The sequence below is a fragment of the Dactylosporangium sp. NPDC000244 genome (assembly GCF_040300725.1).
Lineage (GTDB): Bacteria > Actinomycetota > Actinomycetes > Mycobacteriales > Micromonosporaceae > Dactylosporangium.
In genome coordinates this window covers 150,446-164,909 of sequence record NZ_JBEPEH010000005.1, presented here as the reverse complement: position 1 = coordinate 164,909, position 14,464 = coordinate 150,446, and the positions used below count along the sequence as shown (strand labels likewise).

General features: G+C 70.5%; 14 protein-coding genes. 7 read left to right on the top strand and 7 right to left on the bottom strand.

Annotation, left to right across the window (positions count from 1 at the left end; all coding sequences use genetic code 11):
* Positions 1-52 precede the first annotated feature (52 nt).
* Genes treS through ABT369_RS09140 form a run of 4 tightly spaced genes read right to left on the bottom strand, consistent with a single transcriptional unit; the run spans position 53 to position 4,122 of the window.
* Positions 53-1,753 (bottom strand): maltose alpha-D-glucosyltransferase, encoded by a 1,701-nt coding sequence (treS, locus tag ABT369_RS09155; protein WP_350611194.1) that lies wholly within the window; start codon positions 1,751-1,753, stop codon positions 53-55.
* Between the two features lie 13 nt (positions 1,754-1,766).
* A complete protein-coding gene (locus ABT369_RS09150) occupies positions 1,767-2,381 on the bottom strand; it encodes a carbohydrate ABC transporter permease (protein WP_350611193.1) in 615 nt (204 codons plus the stop codon).
* Positions 2,381-3,673, bottom strand: coding sequence for an ABC transporter substrate-binding protein (locus ABT369_RS09145; RefSeq protein ID WP_350611192.1), 1,293 nt, complete (start codon positions 3,671-3,673; stop codon positions 2,381-2,383). The genes ABT369_RS09150 and ABT369_RS09145 overlap by 1 nt, the downstream gene beginning before the upstream one ends.
* On the bottom strand, positions 3,670-4,122 hold the full coding sequence (locus tag ABT369_RS09140; RefSeq protein ID WP_350611191.1) for a P-loop NTPase family protein: 453 nt from the start codon (positions 4,120-4,122) through the stop codon (positions 3,670-3,672). Before ABT369_RS09140 ends, ABT369_RS09145 begins: the two co-directional genes overlap by 4 nt.
* 219 nt (positions 4,123-4,341) lie before the next feature.
* Here ABT369_RS09140 and ABT369_RS09135 point away from each other — a divergent pair, with 219 nt between their 5' ends.
* Positions 4,342-4,692: a hypothetical protein gene (locus ABT369_RS09135; protein ID WP_350611190.1), complete on the top strand. Its 351-nt coding sequence runs from the start codon at positions 4,342-4,344 to the stop codon at positions 4,690-4,692.
* A gap of 78 nt (positions 4,693-4,770) precedes the next feature.
* Here ABT369_RS09135 and ABT369_RS09130 read toward each other — a convergent pair whose 3' ends face one another.
* On the bottom strand, positions 4,771-6,501 hold the full coding sequence (locus ABT369_RS09130) for a tetratricopeptide repeat protein (RefSeq protein ID WP_350611189.1): 1,731 nt from the start codon (positions 6,499-6,501) through the stop codon (positions 4,771-4,773).
* A gap of 445 nt (positions 6,502-6,946) precedes the next feature.
* Between ABT369_RS09130 and ABT369_RS09125 the strand changes: the two genes are divergently transcribed.
* The 4 genes from ABT369_RS09125 (at position 6,947) to ABT369_RS09110 (ending at position 9,647) form a co-directional block, all read left to right on the top strand.
* Entirely contained in the window at positions 6,947-7,492 is a 546-nt protein-coding gene (locus ABT369_RS09125; protein ID WP_350611188.1) for a dihydrofolate reductase family protein, read from the top strand.
* 78 nt (positions 7,493-7,570) lie between these two features.
* Positions 7,571-7,912, top strand: a complete 342-nt coding sequence (locus ABT369_RS09120; RefSeq protein WP_350611187.1) for a DUF1801 domain-containing protein — start codon at positions 7,571-7,573, stop codon at positions 7,910-7,912.
* A 44-nt stretch (positions 7,913-7,956) separates the two neighbouring features.
* Positions 7,957-8,379 (top strand): YciI family protein, encoded by a 423-nt coding sequence (locus ABT369_RS09115; protein ID WP_350611186.1) that lies wholly within the window; start codon positions 7,957-7,959, stop codon positions 8,377-8,379.
* Between the two features lie 2 nt (positions 8,380-8,381).
* Entirely contained in the window at positions 8,382-9,647 is a 1,266-nt protein-coding gene (locus tag ABT369_RS09110; RefSeq protein ID WP_350611185.1) for an RNA polymerase sigma factor, read from the top strand.
* Between the two features lie 569 nt (positions 9,648-10,216).
* Here ABT369_RS09110 and ABT369_RS09105 read toward each other — a convergent pair.
* Together ABT369_RS09105 and ABT369_RS09100 are read right to left on the bottom strand one after the other, a co-directional pair.
* The gene (locus ABT369_RS09105) at positions 10,217-11,425 is read right to left on the bottom strand and encodes a cytochrome P450 (protein ID WP_350611184.1); all 1,209 of its coding nucleotides are present in this window, start codon (positions 11,423-11,425) and stop codon (positions 10,217-10,219) included.
* Positions 11,426-11,937: 512 nt separating this feature from the next.
* The gene (locus tag ABT369_RS09100) at positions 11,938-12,525 is read right to left on the bottom strand and encodes a TetR/AcrR family transcriptional regulator (protein ID WP_350611183.1); all 588 of its coding nucleotides are present in this window, start codon (positions 12,523-12,525) and stop codon (positions 11,938-11,940) included.
* Between the two features lie 259 nt (positions 12,526-12,784).
* Here ABT369_RS09100 and ABT369_RS09095 point away from each other — a divergent pair, with 259 nt between their 5' ends.
* Complete coding sequence (locus tag ABT369_RS09095) at positions 12,785-13,633, top strand: DUF998 domain-containing protein (RefSeq protein WP_350611182.1); 849 nt, start codon at positions 12,785-12,787, stop codon at positions 13,631-13,633.
* A gap of 174 nt (positions 13,634-13,807) precedes the next feature.
* Positions 13,808-14,110 (top strand): hypothetical protein, encoded by a 303-nt coding sequence (locus ABT369_RS09090; RefSeq protein ID WP_350611181.1) that lies wholly within the window; start codon positions 13,808-13,810, stop codon positions 14,108-14,110.
* Positions 14,111-14,464 lie beyond the last annotated feature (354 nt).

Below are 14,464 nucleotides of genomic sequence, written 5' to 3'. Positions count from 1 at the left end.
CGACAGCAACGTCAGTAGCAGGCTCGCCTCGAACAGATCCGGGGCGCCCGCCTCAGACACGGTCGCCGTCCGGCGGCTGCACCCGGAACCAGTAGGACCCGTAGCCGGGCAGGGTCAGCAGGTAGGGCGCGACCGTGACGCCGGGGAAGTGCGTGTTGCCGGTCAGCTCGACCGGCACGTGGCCGTGGAACCGGTCGGCCAGCTGCAACTGGACGGGCTGCGGGTGCCGCGACAGGTTGTGCACGCACAGCAGGACCTCGTCGTGGTACTCGCGCAGGAAGGCCAGCACCGCGCCGTTGGAGCCGCTCAGCTCGGTGAAGTCGCCGACCGCGAAGGCCGCGTGCCGCTTGCGGATCGCCAGCATCTTGCGCGTCCAGTGCAGCAGCGACGCCGGCTCCTGCCGTTGCCGCTCGACGTTGACCGACTGGTAGCCGTACACCCAGCCGTTGTTCATCGGCAGGTACAGCTGGCTCGGGTCGCAGCGGGAGAAGCCGCCGTTGCGGTCGACGTTCCACTGCATCGGCGTGCGGACGCCGTCACGGTCGCCCAGGTACACGTTGTCGCCCATGCCGATCTCGTCGCCGTAGTAGATGACCGGCGAGCCGGGCAGCGACAGCAGCAGCGAGGTGAACAGCTCGATCTGGCTCCGGTCGTTGCCGAGCATCGGGGCCAGGCGGCGGCGGATCCCGAGGTTGAGGCGCATGCGCGGGTCGGCGGCGTACTCGGCGTACAGATAGTCGCGCTCTTCGTCGGTGACCATCTCCAGCGTCAGCTCGTCGTGGTTGCGCAGGAAGGTGCCCCACTGGCAGTGTTCGGGGATCTTCGGGGTGTGCGCGAGGATCTCGGAGATCGGCACGCGCGACTCCCGCCGCACCGCCATGAAGATGCGGGGCATGAGGGGGAAGTGGAAGGCCATGTGGCACTCGTTGCCGCCCAGGTCGGCATCGCCGAAGTACTGCACCAGGTCGGTCGGCCACAGGTTCGCCTCGGCCAGCAGCACGGCGCCTGGGTACTCGTCGTCGACGATCTTGCGGATGCGTTTGAGGTACTCGTGCGTCTCGGGCAGGCCGGCGCAGTCGGTGCCCTCACGCTCGAACAGGTACGGCACCGCGTCCAGCCGGAAGCCGTCGATGCCCAGGTCGAGCCAGAAGCGCACGACGTCGAGCATCGCGTCGGCCACGGCCGGGTTGTCGTAGTTGAGGTCGGGCTGGTGGGCGAAGAACCGGTGCCAGAAGAACTGCTGCCGGACCGGGTCGAACGTCCAGTTGGACGGTTCCGTGTCGGCGAAGATGATTCGCGCGTCGGGGTAGCCGGTGTCACTGTCGCGCCACACGTAATAGTCGCCGTACGGCCCGTCCGGGTCCCGCCGCGACTCCTGGAACCACTCGTGGGCGTCCGAGGTGTGGTTGAGCACCAGGTCGGTGATGACCCGGATGCCGCGGGCGTGCGCCTCGTCCAGCAGCGTCACGAAGTCCTCGAGCGTGCCGTACTCCGGGCAGATCGCGTAGTAGTCGCTGATGTCGTACCCGCCGTCGCGGCGCGGGGAGTCATAGAACGGTGGTAACCAGATGCAGTCGACGCCCAGCCACTGCAGATAGTCCAGTTTGGACACCAGCCCGAGCAGATCGCCGACGCCGTCGTTGTTCGCGTCGAAGCAGGCCTGGGTGAGCACTTCGTAGAAGACGGCGCGGCGGTACCAGTCCGGCTCGACCGGTAACCGACGGGCCGATGCCGGCGAGGTGGGGTGTGTCATGTGGGGTTCCGTTTCAGGTGGCGGTTATCGGACGGATCCGGCGAGCACGCTCTGCCGGAAGTACCGCTGGAACGCGAAGAACACGAGCAGCGGCACCGACATCGACGATCGCCCCCGGTGCGACGACGTCGACGTCGGAGGGGAACGAGCGCATCTGCTGCTGCAGCGCCCCGGGCCGGGCGCCGTGGTACCGCGACGGCGGCCGGAAGGTGTCGTGGACGCCGACCACGACCGCGTTGAGCACCCCGCGCTCGGGGCTCTGGTCGTAGAACAGCCGGAACGTGATGCCGGCGGCGACCAGCGCGATCGCCGTCGGCATGAACAGCACGACCCGCACCGCCGTGGCCCGGCGTACCCGCTGGGCGAGCACCGCCACGACCAGCCCGACCGCCGTCACGAGATTCGGGGCGGCCACGATCCAGACCGCGTTGTTGAGCACAGCCCGGCGGATCTGCGGCGTGCCGACGAGGTCGGCGTAGTTGGCCGTGCCGGCCCACCGCTCGCCGGTCGCGTCGTGCAGGCTCAGCCACGCCGTCCAGCCGATCGGGTACACGACCAGCAGGCCGATGATGAGCACGGCCGGCGCGAGGAACCACGCCGCGGTCCAGCGGCGGGCGGATCGGGTCATCATGCCACCCGGTACGCCTGCTCGGCGGCGTCCTCGAGGCGCGCCGCGACCACCGCCGGGTCGGTGTCCGGCGCGGCGAGGTACTCCTGCAGCAGCCGCCACATGCTCGCGCCGTTGCCGCCGCCGAAACTGCGCGGCGCCAGGTCCGACAGGTCGAACCGCAGCGTGCGGGCCCGCGCCAGGGCGCCGGCGATGTCCCGCCTGGCCGCGTCGGGATACGCGGCCGGGTCCAGGTCACGGTTGACGGACAGGAAGCCGCCCCGGGCGGCCATGATGGCGGCCGCCTCCGGCGAGGCCAGGTACGCCAGCAGCGCCATCGTCACCGGGCGGGTGTTGAAGGCCGTCGCGGCGTCGCCGGCGGCCACGACCGCGTCGCCCGAGCCGTCCACCGACGGCCAGCGAAAGTTCCGGGCGCCGTCGCCGACCCGGTAGACGCCCAGCTTGGCGATCTCGGTGCCGACGAAGTCGCCCTCGTACAGCATCGCCGAGGTGGGCCTCGGCCCGAACACGTCGGCGACCGAGCGCGTGAACGTCGTCTGCAGCGCGCCGCCGGGTCCGCCGCGCAGGAATCCCGGCGCCGCCCAGTAGCGGCCCATGAGCCGCAGGGCCGCCACCACCGTGGGGTCGGTCCACGGGATCTGGTGCGCGGCCAGCCGGTCGTACCGTTCCGCGCCGGCGAGCTGCAGATAGACGTTCTCGAACCAGTCGGTGAGCGGCCAGCCGTCGGCCCCGGGCACCGTCATGGCCGGCGTGCCGGAGTCCACAAGCGTCTGCGAGACGGCGGACAACTCGTCAAGCGTCGCCGGCGCGTGCACGCCGGCCGCGGCGAAGGCGTCGGCGCGGTACCAGATGACCGACTTGTTCGCCGCCTTGAAGTACACGCCGTAGAGCTGGCCGTCGAAGCTGCCGAACCGCTGCCACTGCGGCGAGAAGTGCGCCCGGACCGGCTGCGCGACGATTTCCGTGACCGGCATCGCCGCGCCGGTGGCAGCATAGCGGGCGAGCACCCCCGGCTGCGGAATCATCGCCACGTCGGGGGGCGTGCCGCCGGCGATCCGGGCCGACAGCAGCACCTCCAGATCGCTGCCGCCGGAGACGTACCGCACCCGCGCGCCGGTCTGCCGGCCGAACGCCCGGAGCACCTGCTCGAAGTTCGCCTGCTCGGCGTCGGTCCAGGTCGCCGCGACCTCGAGCGTCTGCCCGGCGTAGGGTCCGGGCGCCGCCGCGCCGCCGCAGCCGGCCAGCAGCAGGGCGAGGCACAACCCGGCGATGCCACCGCGCCGTCGGGTCACGAGCCGCACCGGCCGTCGCCGTCGAGCACGAGCATGTTCCGCACGTCGACGGCCAGCATCATCGCCGCCCCGACGACGACCCGCGACCGGTGACCGAGCCAGGCCCACAGGGGTACGGGCGGCCCGCCCGAGCACTCGGCGTCGGCGAGCTCGAGGCCGACGAGCCGGACCGCGCCCGCCGCCCGCACGAGCCGCACGGACGCGTGCAGCACCGGCGCGGCCGGTCCGGCCGCGGCCGGCAACCCCACCACGGCGTCCTGCAGATGCCCGGGGCCCAGCCCCAGCACGATGCGCCGGCCGAGGTGGCGACGCAGCGCCGGTCGCTGCCGCAGCAAGGCCGCCGCCGCAATCTGCTGGCCCCCGACGACGAGGACGGGACACCCGGGCCGCTCGCGCAGCACCGCCGGGACCAGACTCATCGACGGCTCGAGCACTCCCGTGTCCGCCATCGGACCTTCCCTTCACGCGCTGTGGTCAACGGGAATGGTGATGCGCGGCCATGCCCCGCACCAGGCCCTGCCGGCGGCCGTGACCGTGTTGCAAGACCTCTCACAAGATCACCGGACCGCCACGGCAACAACCGGCCATTCCGGCGTCGGTGTAGCGCTCACTACTGAACTCCGCGCTAGCCTGCGCGCTGGGATGCCCGCTGGAAGTCAGGAGTTCACATGGCGCCGCTCGGCGCGCACCGTGCCACCTACGACCCGAAGCCCCAACGATGGGCCGGCTCCGCGTTCGCGGCCGTCGCGCTCACGCTCATGATCGCGCTGGCGGTCGTGAGCGGCAACGTCGCCCTGAACGTGTGCATGGCGCTGCTGTTCGCGGGGTTCGCCGCGATCACGATCGACAAGGCGCTATCGGCGCGGCGCGGCCGAAACGCCAAGCTCGAGCTGTTCGAGCACGGCCTGCTGTTCACCGACGGCGACGGGCCGAGGTCGAGCACTTCCGCGCCGTCTACGACGCCCGGTTCGAGATCGTGCCGCACGGGCAGCGCTCCCTGCATGGTGGCGAACACGTAATGGGCCGGCTGGCGCGAATCGGTGCCCGCGGGCAGCCACGGTCAAAGCGTGGCATGTCCTGGATGGCGACAGATGACGTCAACGCTGACGAGACGACGCATTAGCCCGGCAACGGTTGAGCCCGGCGCGCAGGTCGCGGCGGAGCTTGGCGTCCAGGCCGGGCACGGCCAGCGCGGCAGTCAGATCGTCAGCGGCCTCGCCCCAGCGCTCCAACCGCATCAGCGCGGTGGCGCGGTTGTAGCGAGGCTCGGCCGCGGTCGACAGCACCACCGCACGGTCGAGGTCCGCCACAGCAGCGGCGGCGTCGCCACGTTCGAAGCGTACGGCGGCTCGGTTGGTCCACGCCTCGGCCAGTCCGGGATCGGCGTCGAGGGCCCGCGTCAGCAGATCGTCGGCCTCGTCGAGGGCACCGCGTTCGGAGCGGATCAGACCCAGCGTGCACAGCAGTGCGGGTGCGTCGCGCCGCTCGGCCGGAACTGAGCGTACGCATTCTTCGGCGGCAGCGAGGTCGCCCCGCGCGAGATGGAGGTTGGCCAGCGCTACGCGGGCGTCGAGATGGGCCGGATCGATGGCTAGGACGCGCCGCAGGTCCTCACGTGCCGCCCCGCTCCGTCCGGTCTCCTCATGCAGCGTCGCGCGGTTGTAGTACGCCTCTGGCAGGTGTGGTCCCAGCCGGATCGCCGCCGCGTAGTCGCCTAAGGCGGCGCTCGTACGCCCAGCGGCACGGTGCAAGGCCGCCCGATCGACGTAGTACTCGCAGTTTTCGGGGTCGAATGCGATGACGTCGTCGAGGTCGGCCAGCGCCTCGGCGGCTTTGCCGAGCGCCAAGTGGAGCTGGGCCCGGTTGTGTCGGAGGCGGGCTTGGTCCTGCCGACGCTCATCTGCGCCCAGGACGGTGGACAGCTTCACCAGACCGGAGTTCACCAGTTCCAGCGCTTGGTTCGCCCGGCCCTCGCGGCTGTCCACCAGCGCGATGCCTTGCTCGTAGAAGACGGTCGACACGACGCGCCGGCGTTCGTCGGTGATGCCGTCGGCCAGGTGAAGTGCCCTCTCCAGCCACTGTCTGGCCATGGCCGGGTTCTGCTGCGCCGGGGGAAGGTGGCGGGCGTACAGCATGGCCGTGGAGTATGCGGCCGACATCGTGATCTTCGGATCGTCGGTGACGGCTTGGACTTCGGCGTACAACTGGAGTGCCTCGCCGGCGTGGCCGACCGCGGCGAGGGCGGTGGCCAGTCCCGTGGTGAACGACCACCAGTGGGCAAGGTCGGTCTCGGGTGTGACGGCGGCCCGGCCGCGCCGCGCGGTACGCACGGCGTGGTGGTAGAAGCCGCGCGCCAGACTGTCGCCGAGCATGGCCCGTAGGTGGGTCGGCCGGGATTCGACCTCCGGCTCGGGCGCTCCCCCGTCGTGGAGGTGCAGGGCCATCGGAGTCGACGCGAGCCGCCGCGTCAGCGTCGCGAGGAGTTCCGCGGTCGTCTCGTCGGCCGCGTCGGTGTGGACGAAGTGGACGGTCAGGGGATGGCGTACGGCGCACGCGGCCACGAATTCCGCCGCCCCGAACGAGAGGGCGGCCGTACGCCGAGCGGGGTGGAACCGGATCGGCTGCTCGTCTGCCGCGGCCGTCGTGGCCGGATTCAGGGCCGGGACGATGGAGTGCAGCTCGAGGGCATGGCGGGCGGCCTGCCGGGGATGATCGCGGGCGAGGTCGGCGAGGAATGCGTCGACCCCTGCGTACGGGCCGAGGTCGCGGTGGCAGTCGTAGGGCGGGCGCTGGGAGGCGCCCGCCCGGCCTCGTCTTACCAGCACCATTCCAACCAGAGCCGCCGCGCTCCGGACAACAGGCGCACGGCACTCTTGTGGCGGATCGTCATTTTCCGCACTGTCCACCTCCGTCGGGGATCACAATGAAGTGATCAGCATCATAGAGGTGCGTATCGATTAATGGGAAGAGCGCTCCGCGGGCTCGATGGTTCCACGAGCTTCGTCGAGGACGCCATGTCAATCGCGCGGTATCTCAACGACCGCCAACGCTTCGACCTGGTTACCGACGGCCTCGTACCGCAGGTCGTGCTTCCGGCACCTCCCACGACCGCGGCTGGACGGGGCCGTTCGCCGCCGGCCCCGTCCTGGGGTGGCTCGAGGAGCAGCTCTTGAAAAAACTTTGTCGGCCGGTTGTCGAAGCCGCCCTCTCCCGTTCGAAGTCTGTACGGAAGCGAGCCCCGCGACCCCAGCCAGATACCCGCAGGAGAGTTCCGTGCGCAAGATCATCACCTCGACCTACGCCACCCTCGACGGCTACATCGACAACCCCCACGAGTGGACGTTCCAGTACTCGGATGAGCGCTCCCAGCTGCACGCGTTCACGATGACGCTCAAGGCGGACTCCCTGCTGCTCGGCCGGGTGACCTACGAGGGTATGGCGCAGGCGTGGCCGAGCATGGGCGGCAACCCCTACGCCGACCACGTCAACTCCATCGAGAAGTACGTGGTCGCCAACGGGCCGGTGGACACCGCCGCGTGGGGACCCGCGACGGTCATCGCCGGGGACGATCTCATCGCCGAGGTCACCCAACTCAAGGAGCGGGACGGCGGGGACATCCTCATCTGGGGCAATGGCCGCCTGACCGACGCGCTCGCCGCGGCAGGGCTGCTCGACGAGTACCGGGTCTGGATCTACCCGGTGATCAAGGGGAAGGGCGAGCCCTTGTTCCGGCCGGAGAGCGCCACCGCACTGCAGCTCGTCGACTGCACCACGTTCGACAACGGCGTGGTCGTGGTCACCTACCGCCCGGCCAGCTGATCTGACGAGTCGCACCGGAGCAAGTCGGTGACGCACGAGCCCGCACAACACCGAGGACCGATACCCGAGGAGATCGACATGAACGACGACGTAACGACCTACATCAACCGGGGACTGCCGTGGCAGGTCGAGGTGTGCGAGAAGCTTCGGCAGCTCGTCCGTCGGACGGTCCCGGACGTCGAGGAGCGGTTGGAGTACGGCAAGCCGCACTTCGCCGGCGACGGTCGGCACGTGGCAGCGATCCACGTCGCGCGGGGCAGGATTTCATTCTTGATCTTCAATGCCGGGGGCATCGATCCCGTCAAGGGCGTTCTGCGGTCGTTGGGCAACGGCGAGCGGAAGACCGCCGACATCAGCGAAGGACAGTCCGTCGACTACGAGTTTCTCGCCGACGTCCTGGCCAGGACCAGCGCCGGTTAGTGTTGCCCGGACCAGGCGGAAGCGCGGAGACAGGAGGAGACGACATGCGAGTTCTGGTGATGACGAAGGGCGCCGGCGCCGACGAGGAGAAGGCCACGCCGACGGCGGAGATGTTCGAGCAGATGAAGGTGTACAACGAGCAGCTGGTCAACGCCGGCATCATGCTCGGCGGCGAGGGTCTGCAGCCCAACGCCAAGGGCGCGCAGGTGGTCTTCACCGAGACCGGCACGTCGGTCGTCGACGGGCCGTTCGCGGAGTCGAAGGAGCTCATCGCCGGCTACTGGATCTGGGAGGTCCGCTCGCTGGAGGAGGCTGTCGAGTGGGCCAAGAGGTGTCCGTACGACCCGCGGTACGGCGCGGATCAGGTGCTCGAGATCCGGCCGTTCTATGAAATGGCAGACTTCGATGCCACGCTCGCCGCCGCCGGCGCCGACGAGGAGAGCCCGGCGCCCCGGGAAGAAGGATGACGATGGACGTGCGGCGTACGATCGAGGCGCTCTGGCGGATGGAGGCACCCCGGCTGATCGCCACCCTCGCCCGCCAGATCGGGGACGTGGGGGTCGCCGAGGACCTCGCCTCCGAGGCGTTCGTTGCCGCACTGGAGCAGTGGCCGGCCGAGGGCATCCCGCCCCGGCCCGGCGCCTGGCTGATGGCCACGGCCCGGCACAAGGCGATCGACCGAGCGCGCCGCGAGGAAGCGGGCCGCCGCAAGGCCGCACTGATCGCGGTGGAAGCGCAGCCGTACACGCCCGACGTCGCCGACGACCTGCCCGACCCGATCTCCGACGACGTACTCACGCTGATCTTCATAGCTTGTCATCCGATCCTGCCCCGGGAGGCGCGGGTCGCGCTGACCCTGCGGCTCATCGGCGGTCTCAGCACCGACGAGATCGCCCGGGCGTTCCTCGTTCCCTCGGCGACGCTCGGCCAACGGATCTCGCGGGCCAAACGCACCCTCAGCGAGGCGCAGGTTCCGTTCGAACCACCCGGCGCCGACACGCTGCCGGCCCGGGTCGGTGCCGTACTTGAGGTTGTCTATCTCATCTTCAACGAGGGCTACTCCGCGTCCTCCGGCGACGGCTGGGTCCGCCGCGACCTGGCCCAGGAGGCGATGCGGCTGGGCCGGGTGCTGGCGGGCCTGCTGCCGACGGAGCCGGAGGTGTTCGGGCTGCTGGCGCTGATGGAGCTGCATGCGTCACGATTCGCCGCCCGCGCCGAGCCGGACGGAACACCGGTCCTGCTGGACCACCAGGACCGGTCGCGCTGGGACCGCATCCTCATCGCCCACGGGCTGTCGATGCTCGACCGCGCGGCCAAGCTCGGCCGGCCGCTCGGGCCCTACGCCATCCAGGCAGCGATCGCCGCCCGTCATTCCCGCGCGCGGACCTTCGCCGAGACCGACTGGGCCGCGGTCCTCGCGTTGTACGACGCACTCGCCCAGGTCGCCCCCTCCCCCATCGTCGAGCTGAACCGTGCGGTCGCGCTGCTCTACGCGGACGGGCCGGAGGCGGCCCTCGCGGCGATCGACGCGATCCGGGACGACAAGCGCCTGGCCCGCTACCACCTGCTGGGCGCCGTCCGCGCCGACGTCCTGATCCGCCTGGGTCGGGCGTCCGAGGCCGCAGAAGAGCTCGAACACGCCGCCGACCTCGCGCCGACGCGCCACGAGCGGCAACTGCTCCGCCGGCGGATGGCCGACGCCCTCGCCGGCAAGGCCGCCGACACCGCGCATTGACTCGGCCCGGCCGCGGAGCACCCCTGCGCGCGGCGACGTCAGGCGATTGCGCAGCTGGTCCGGCGACTCGTCCATTGCCTCGGGCCGCTCGGCCGGCGCCGCAACCGGCGCCGCGTTCGAGGACTTCTTGCGAGCCGGGCGTTTTGCCAGCCCGTTGCGGGTGCGTTCCAGCAGGTCGAGCGCGCTCATCGGTGCCGCGACTCCGTCCGTGTGGTCATCTTCGTCCGGCACCGCGACATACTCCACGACCACCGGCGCCCGCGACCCGCCGTTCGGCTCCGCGGCGGCCGGCGCCGGTGTCCGGGCAAAGACACGCCGGAGCGCGGCGCCGACACGCCTGGCGTACTGGTCAGGGCACGGACGGCCGCGGGCTGGCCGCTGAGTCGATGCCGGTGCTGACCGTGGTTGGCGCCGACGGTGGGACCGCTCGTTACCCAGCCAGCTACGCGAACCTCATCGCTCCGCCTGCGACGCGCGGTGGTACGGCCTCCTGACCTGCCATTGCCGACCGCGCACGCAGCTGCCGAGCCCGCATGATCGGGCGACTCTCGGTGCCCGGGCCGGCCGGGTCACACGGCGGCGGCCCGTCGCGCCGTCAGGGCCACCGGCAACCTGGTCGGGCTGACCATCACCCACGGGTTGCGGAACTCGGCGGGCTCGGTGGCGTCGACGGCGATGTCGCCGTACCGGTCCAGCAGGATCTCCATGGCGATCCGCGCCTCCAGCCGGGCCAGCGGGGCGCCGAGGCAGAAGTGCAGCCCGTGGCCGAAGCCGAGGTGAGGGTTGGGCGCCCGGCGCGGGTCGAACCGGGTCGGGTCGGCGAAGACCCGCTCGTCGCGGTTGGCGGCCGCGAGCCAGGTGACGACCACCGCACCGGACGGGACGGCGGTCTCACCCACCATGGCGTCGGTGGTCGCCCGCCGGGCCAGCCGCGGGAAGGGCGTGTACAGCCGCACGACCTCCTCGATCGCCCCCGGCAGCAGCGACCGGTCGGCCCGCACCTCGGCGGCGGCGTCCGGGTGCGCGTCGAGGCACAGCACCGTGTTGCCCAGGGTCGCCGTCGTGGTGATGTGCCCGGCGAGCAGCAGGAGCCCGACGAACCCGACGATCTCCTCGTCCGACAGGCGGGTGCCGTCGGCCTCGGCGAGCACGAGCCGGCTGATCAGGTCCTCGCCCGGGTCGGCCCGGCGGGCGCGGATGTGCGCCAGCAGGTAGGCGTTCATCTCCCGCAGCGCCGGCGCGATCGCCTCCACCGCCTCCTTGCCGGTCAGCGAGGCCAGCGACTCGTCGGGGCCGGCGTCGGAGCGCTCGAACAGGCGATCGGCCCAGGTGCGAAACAGCGGGCGGTCCGCCGCGGGGATGCCGAGCAGCTCGGCGATCACGATCACCGGCAGCGGGTAGGCGAGGTCCTCGATGAGGTCGATGCGCCGCTCGCCGGCCCGCCGGTCCAGCAGCCCGGTCGTCACCTCGGCGATGCGGGGCTCCAGGCCGGCCACCGTCCTCGGGGTGAACGCCTGGCCGACCAGGCGGCGCAGGGCGTCGTGCCGGGGTGGGTCCATCCGCACGAAGTTGCCGCGCTGGAACAGGTCCAGATCCTCCTGCTGGGGAACCAGGTCGCCGAGGTCGGAGGAGAATGTCGCGGTGTCGGCGAGCACCGCGACGATCTCGGGGTGACCGAGTACGGTGCAGCACCGCCGCTCGTCGTCGTAGTACGCCGGACCGCGCCGGCGCGACTGCTCCAGCCACGCGTGCAGGTCGGACAGGGTGAAGGTCGGCATGGCGCATCACACTCTCGCGCGTGTCGGGGTCAGGGGCCGCGTCGCCGCCCGCACGGCCTACCCGGCCGCCCCGGCGCCAAACCAGAGAAGGCCACCCCGAACGGCACCGGGACGGCCTTCGCTTTCGGCTGATCGGCCGCGCAGGTTGGCCATGCCGGCCGCGCTGATCTTCGAGAACCGCAGGGACTGGCCCTGGGTCGGCGTTGCCGCCGGGGGCGTTGTCCTGCTCGTGGTTCGCGTTGTGGTACCCCTTGGCACCGACGCCGCGAGTGCGTTCGCCGATCCCGCGGATCTGGGGGTGGCTGCTGTCGCAGGCACGCATCCGCTCGGGGTAGGTCCCGGTCGTAGTGCGGGACACCGATCTGGCGCTTGAGCGTCGGGGCTCGGGCCGGTACCGGCGCGGGCTGGTCGGTCGGTCCTGGGACTAGGTGGGGCAATCCTGGAGAGCTCTTCGCAGATTCCTGTACTCGCGCCCGGGTGACGCAGGCGGCAACGATTGCAGCGCCGGCATGCTATCGCCGGTTGCGGTCGTAGCTGGCCCAGCCCTGGTCGAGCAGCCGGAATCCGGCGTCGATGGCTGACTCCGGATCGGCCTGTCGGGCCATGAGCGGGATCTGGAGCGCGAAACGCGCGTAGAAGCGGATCTCCTCGCTTGGCTCGGCGAGTCCGAATTCGTCGGTAAGCATTGCGACGAGCGCGTCCTCATGGCGCAGCCACATCTTCTCGGCGTATTCGACCAGGGCTGGGGTGCCTTCCATGAGGACGACGATCCGATTCATGGGCTCGGTGTTCAGTGCGGCGATCTCGGCGAGGTAGTGCGCCTTCAACGCGTCGGAGATCGATGTCCCCGGTGCGCGGCCGCGCACCGCCGCGACGAGCCGGTCATGCCGCTCGCTCTCATCGCTGAAGACCAGCGCCTCCTTGCGAGGGAAATGGGCGAAGACGGTCTTGGGCGTCACATCGGCCTTGTCCGCGATCTCGCGCACGGTCACGGCGTCGAAGCCGTGCTCGAGGAACAGGGCGGTCGCCGCCTCCAGGATCGCCGTCCGTGTCGCCGTCTTCTTGCGCTCGCGTCGCCCCACGGGCGCATCGTTCACCATGCTCAGACTGTAACCGGAGCGATAACTACATTGACAGTATAAGTATACCGGATATATTAAGAGTCCGGATGTAGTCAACGAGCCTCGTGTGGGGCGCCGCCGCCTTGAGGCCCAGGTACTGACGCCCGTTCTATCGCGCGGCGCGCCACTGATGGTCACCGTCCGCCCGGGAACGCTGCCGCGGACACGGCGGAGGTGGCCGACCTCCGGCGGTCTTGTCACGCCAAGCTCACGTCGCACAGCAGAAAGGCAGAGAGGCATGACTGAAGAAAAGGAGCCGCCGCGGAGCCTCGGCACCGGCGGGCACTCGCGTGAGCAGCGTCCGAGCGCAGGAGCGCTGCTGATCGCCGGACCGGTGATCTTCCTGCTCGCGGAGTTCGTTGCCGCTATGGCGTGGACGGATCCCGCCTACAGCTACACCCACCACTTCATCAGCAACCTCGGTGTTCATGGGCCCTCGACATTGTTCGGGCAGTACATGTACTCACCGCTGGCGTGGGTGATGAACACCGGCTTCTTCTTGTTCGGCCTCACAATCCTGGCCGGGACCGTCGCGCTGCGGGATTTGTCGGGGCGGCGCCGCTGGGCCACGCTCGTCCCGGCTGCGATGCTGGCCGTCGGTGGCGTCCTGCTTGCCCTGTATCCCGGATCCGGCGAGGCACTCGACAACGGCACCGGTGAGTACCACAGCACGGGCGCGTTCTGCGGTTTCATCGGCGGCAATGTGTTGGCCATCGTGCTTGGGCGCCGTTGGCAGCGCATCGGCGTCTCCCAGCGCATGGGACGAGCGCTCATCGTGGTGGGTGTGATCGGCCTGCTGTCGATGACCGCCTACCTCGCGCTGATCGTGAGCGCGGGCGACAACCCCATCGGCATCATCGGTCTGGTCGAACGCGGCGCCGTCCATCCGTTCCTGATCGGACTCATCTGCGCCGGAGCAGCGATCAGCAAGCGGCGGGCCGCGAACGCGGCACCGGGCCGCGCGGCAGCGCACACGCAGGCAGGGCCGCGACGCTGCGTGGGGTGGCCAGCGCACGTTGCGGATCGAAGCGGCGGGGCAGCCACTCCCACTCCTGACAGTCCCGGAAGAACGTGCGGACCGCGCTGAGCTGAGTGGCCTTCGAGGCCGGCTCCAGCGGCTTGCCGACGCGGTCACCCATCCCAGTGGTGCGCTGGGCATAGTGACCGACGTTCATCCGGTCCAGTGCCGCGACCCACGCCGCGCAGGTCTGCCGGGTCCACGTCGACGGGTCGGTCTCCTCGGGATGCTCGGCGGCCATGGGTGGCGCTCGTCGACCCGTGGCCGGCCGCCCTGCACAGCCCGGCATGGTCACCGCCTGCCGACCGGCTCGCCATCCGGGCCGGCACCGCGGTCCGCACCCTGCTCACCGACCCCACCTACCGAACCGGCGCGCAACGCGTCGGCGACCAGATCCGCCGCGCCCCGAAAGCCGCCAACGTCTGGTCCACGCTCCGCGACCGGCTCTCGTCCAGGCCGCCGGTGCGCCGCGCGGATCTGGTGAGCCGATACGACCAGGAGGCGCCAGCCACGACGCCTGAACCCCCAGCGCGCGCGTTCTCCTGACGTAGTTCGTCGAGCTCCGGCCACCGCGTCTCCGGGCACCACGGCACCAGGAAACACACGTGAGACGTCTATCGAGCCTTGCCAGCGAAGCCGACCGACAACAACTACGACCACCGGAACCAGGCGCACAGGAGCGGGAGTCCGTCATGTCGTTGAACTTTCGAACCTCGGTCCGCGCGACCATCCTCGATGAGAATGACCGGGTCCTACTATGCCGATTCGTTTTCCCTCGCCCGGCGGTCCCGAACGAGGCACAGGCCGTCTGGCAGGGCGATTGCGTAGTTGACCGGCGAGGCGCTGAGCAGGGAGTTCGTGCTGTGAGAGGGCCCAGCGGAGGCCGAAGAAGCGGGTGAG

Coding starts and splice junctions, on each gene's coding strand:
- ABT369_RS09140 (WP_350611191.1), bottom strand. CDS start 4,122: ATGGCGGACACGGGAGTGCTCGAGCCGTCGATGAGTCTGGTCCCGGCG.
- ABT369_RS09150 (WP_350611193.1), bottom strand. CDS start 2,381: ATGACCCGATCCGCCCGCCGCTGGACCGCGGCGTGGTTCCTCGCGCCG.
- treS (WP_350611194.1), bottom strand. CDS start 1,753: ATGACACACCCCACCTCGCCGGCATCGGCCCGTCGGTTACCGGTCGAG.
- ABT369_RS09115 (WP_350611186.1), top strand. CDS start 7,957: ATGCGAGTTCTGGTGATGACGAAGGGCGCCGGCGCCGACGAGGAGAAG.
- ABT369_RS09110 (WP_350611185.1), top strand. CDS start 8,382: ATGGACGTGCGGCGTACGATCGAGGCGCTCTGGCGGATGGAGGCACCC.
- ABT369_RS09095 (WP_350611182.1), top strand. CDS start 12,785: ATGACTGAAGAAAAGGAGCCGCCGCGGAGCCTCGGCACCGGCGGGCAC.
- ABT369_RS09130 (WP_350611189.1), bottom strand. CDS start 6,501: ATGGTGCTGGTAAGACGAGGCCGGGCGGGCGCCTCCCAGCGCCCGCCC.
- ABT369_RS09120 (WP_350611187.1), top strand. CDS start 7,571: ATGAACGACGACGTAACGACCTACATCAACCGGGGACTGCCGTGGCAG.
- ABT369_RS09135 (WP_350611190.1), top strand. CDS start 4,342: ATGGCGCCGCTCGGCGCGCACCGTGCCACCTACGACCCGAAGCCCCAA.
- ABT369_RS09100 (WP_350611183.1), bottom strand. CDS start 12,525: ATGGTGAACGATGCGCCCGTGGGGCGACGCGAGCGCAAGAAGACGGCG.
- ABT369_RS09105 (WP_350611184.1), bottom strand. CDS start 11,425: ATGCCGACCTTCACCCTGTCCGACCTGCACGCGTGGCTGGAGCAGTCG.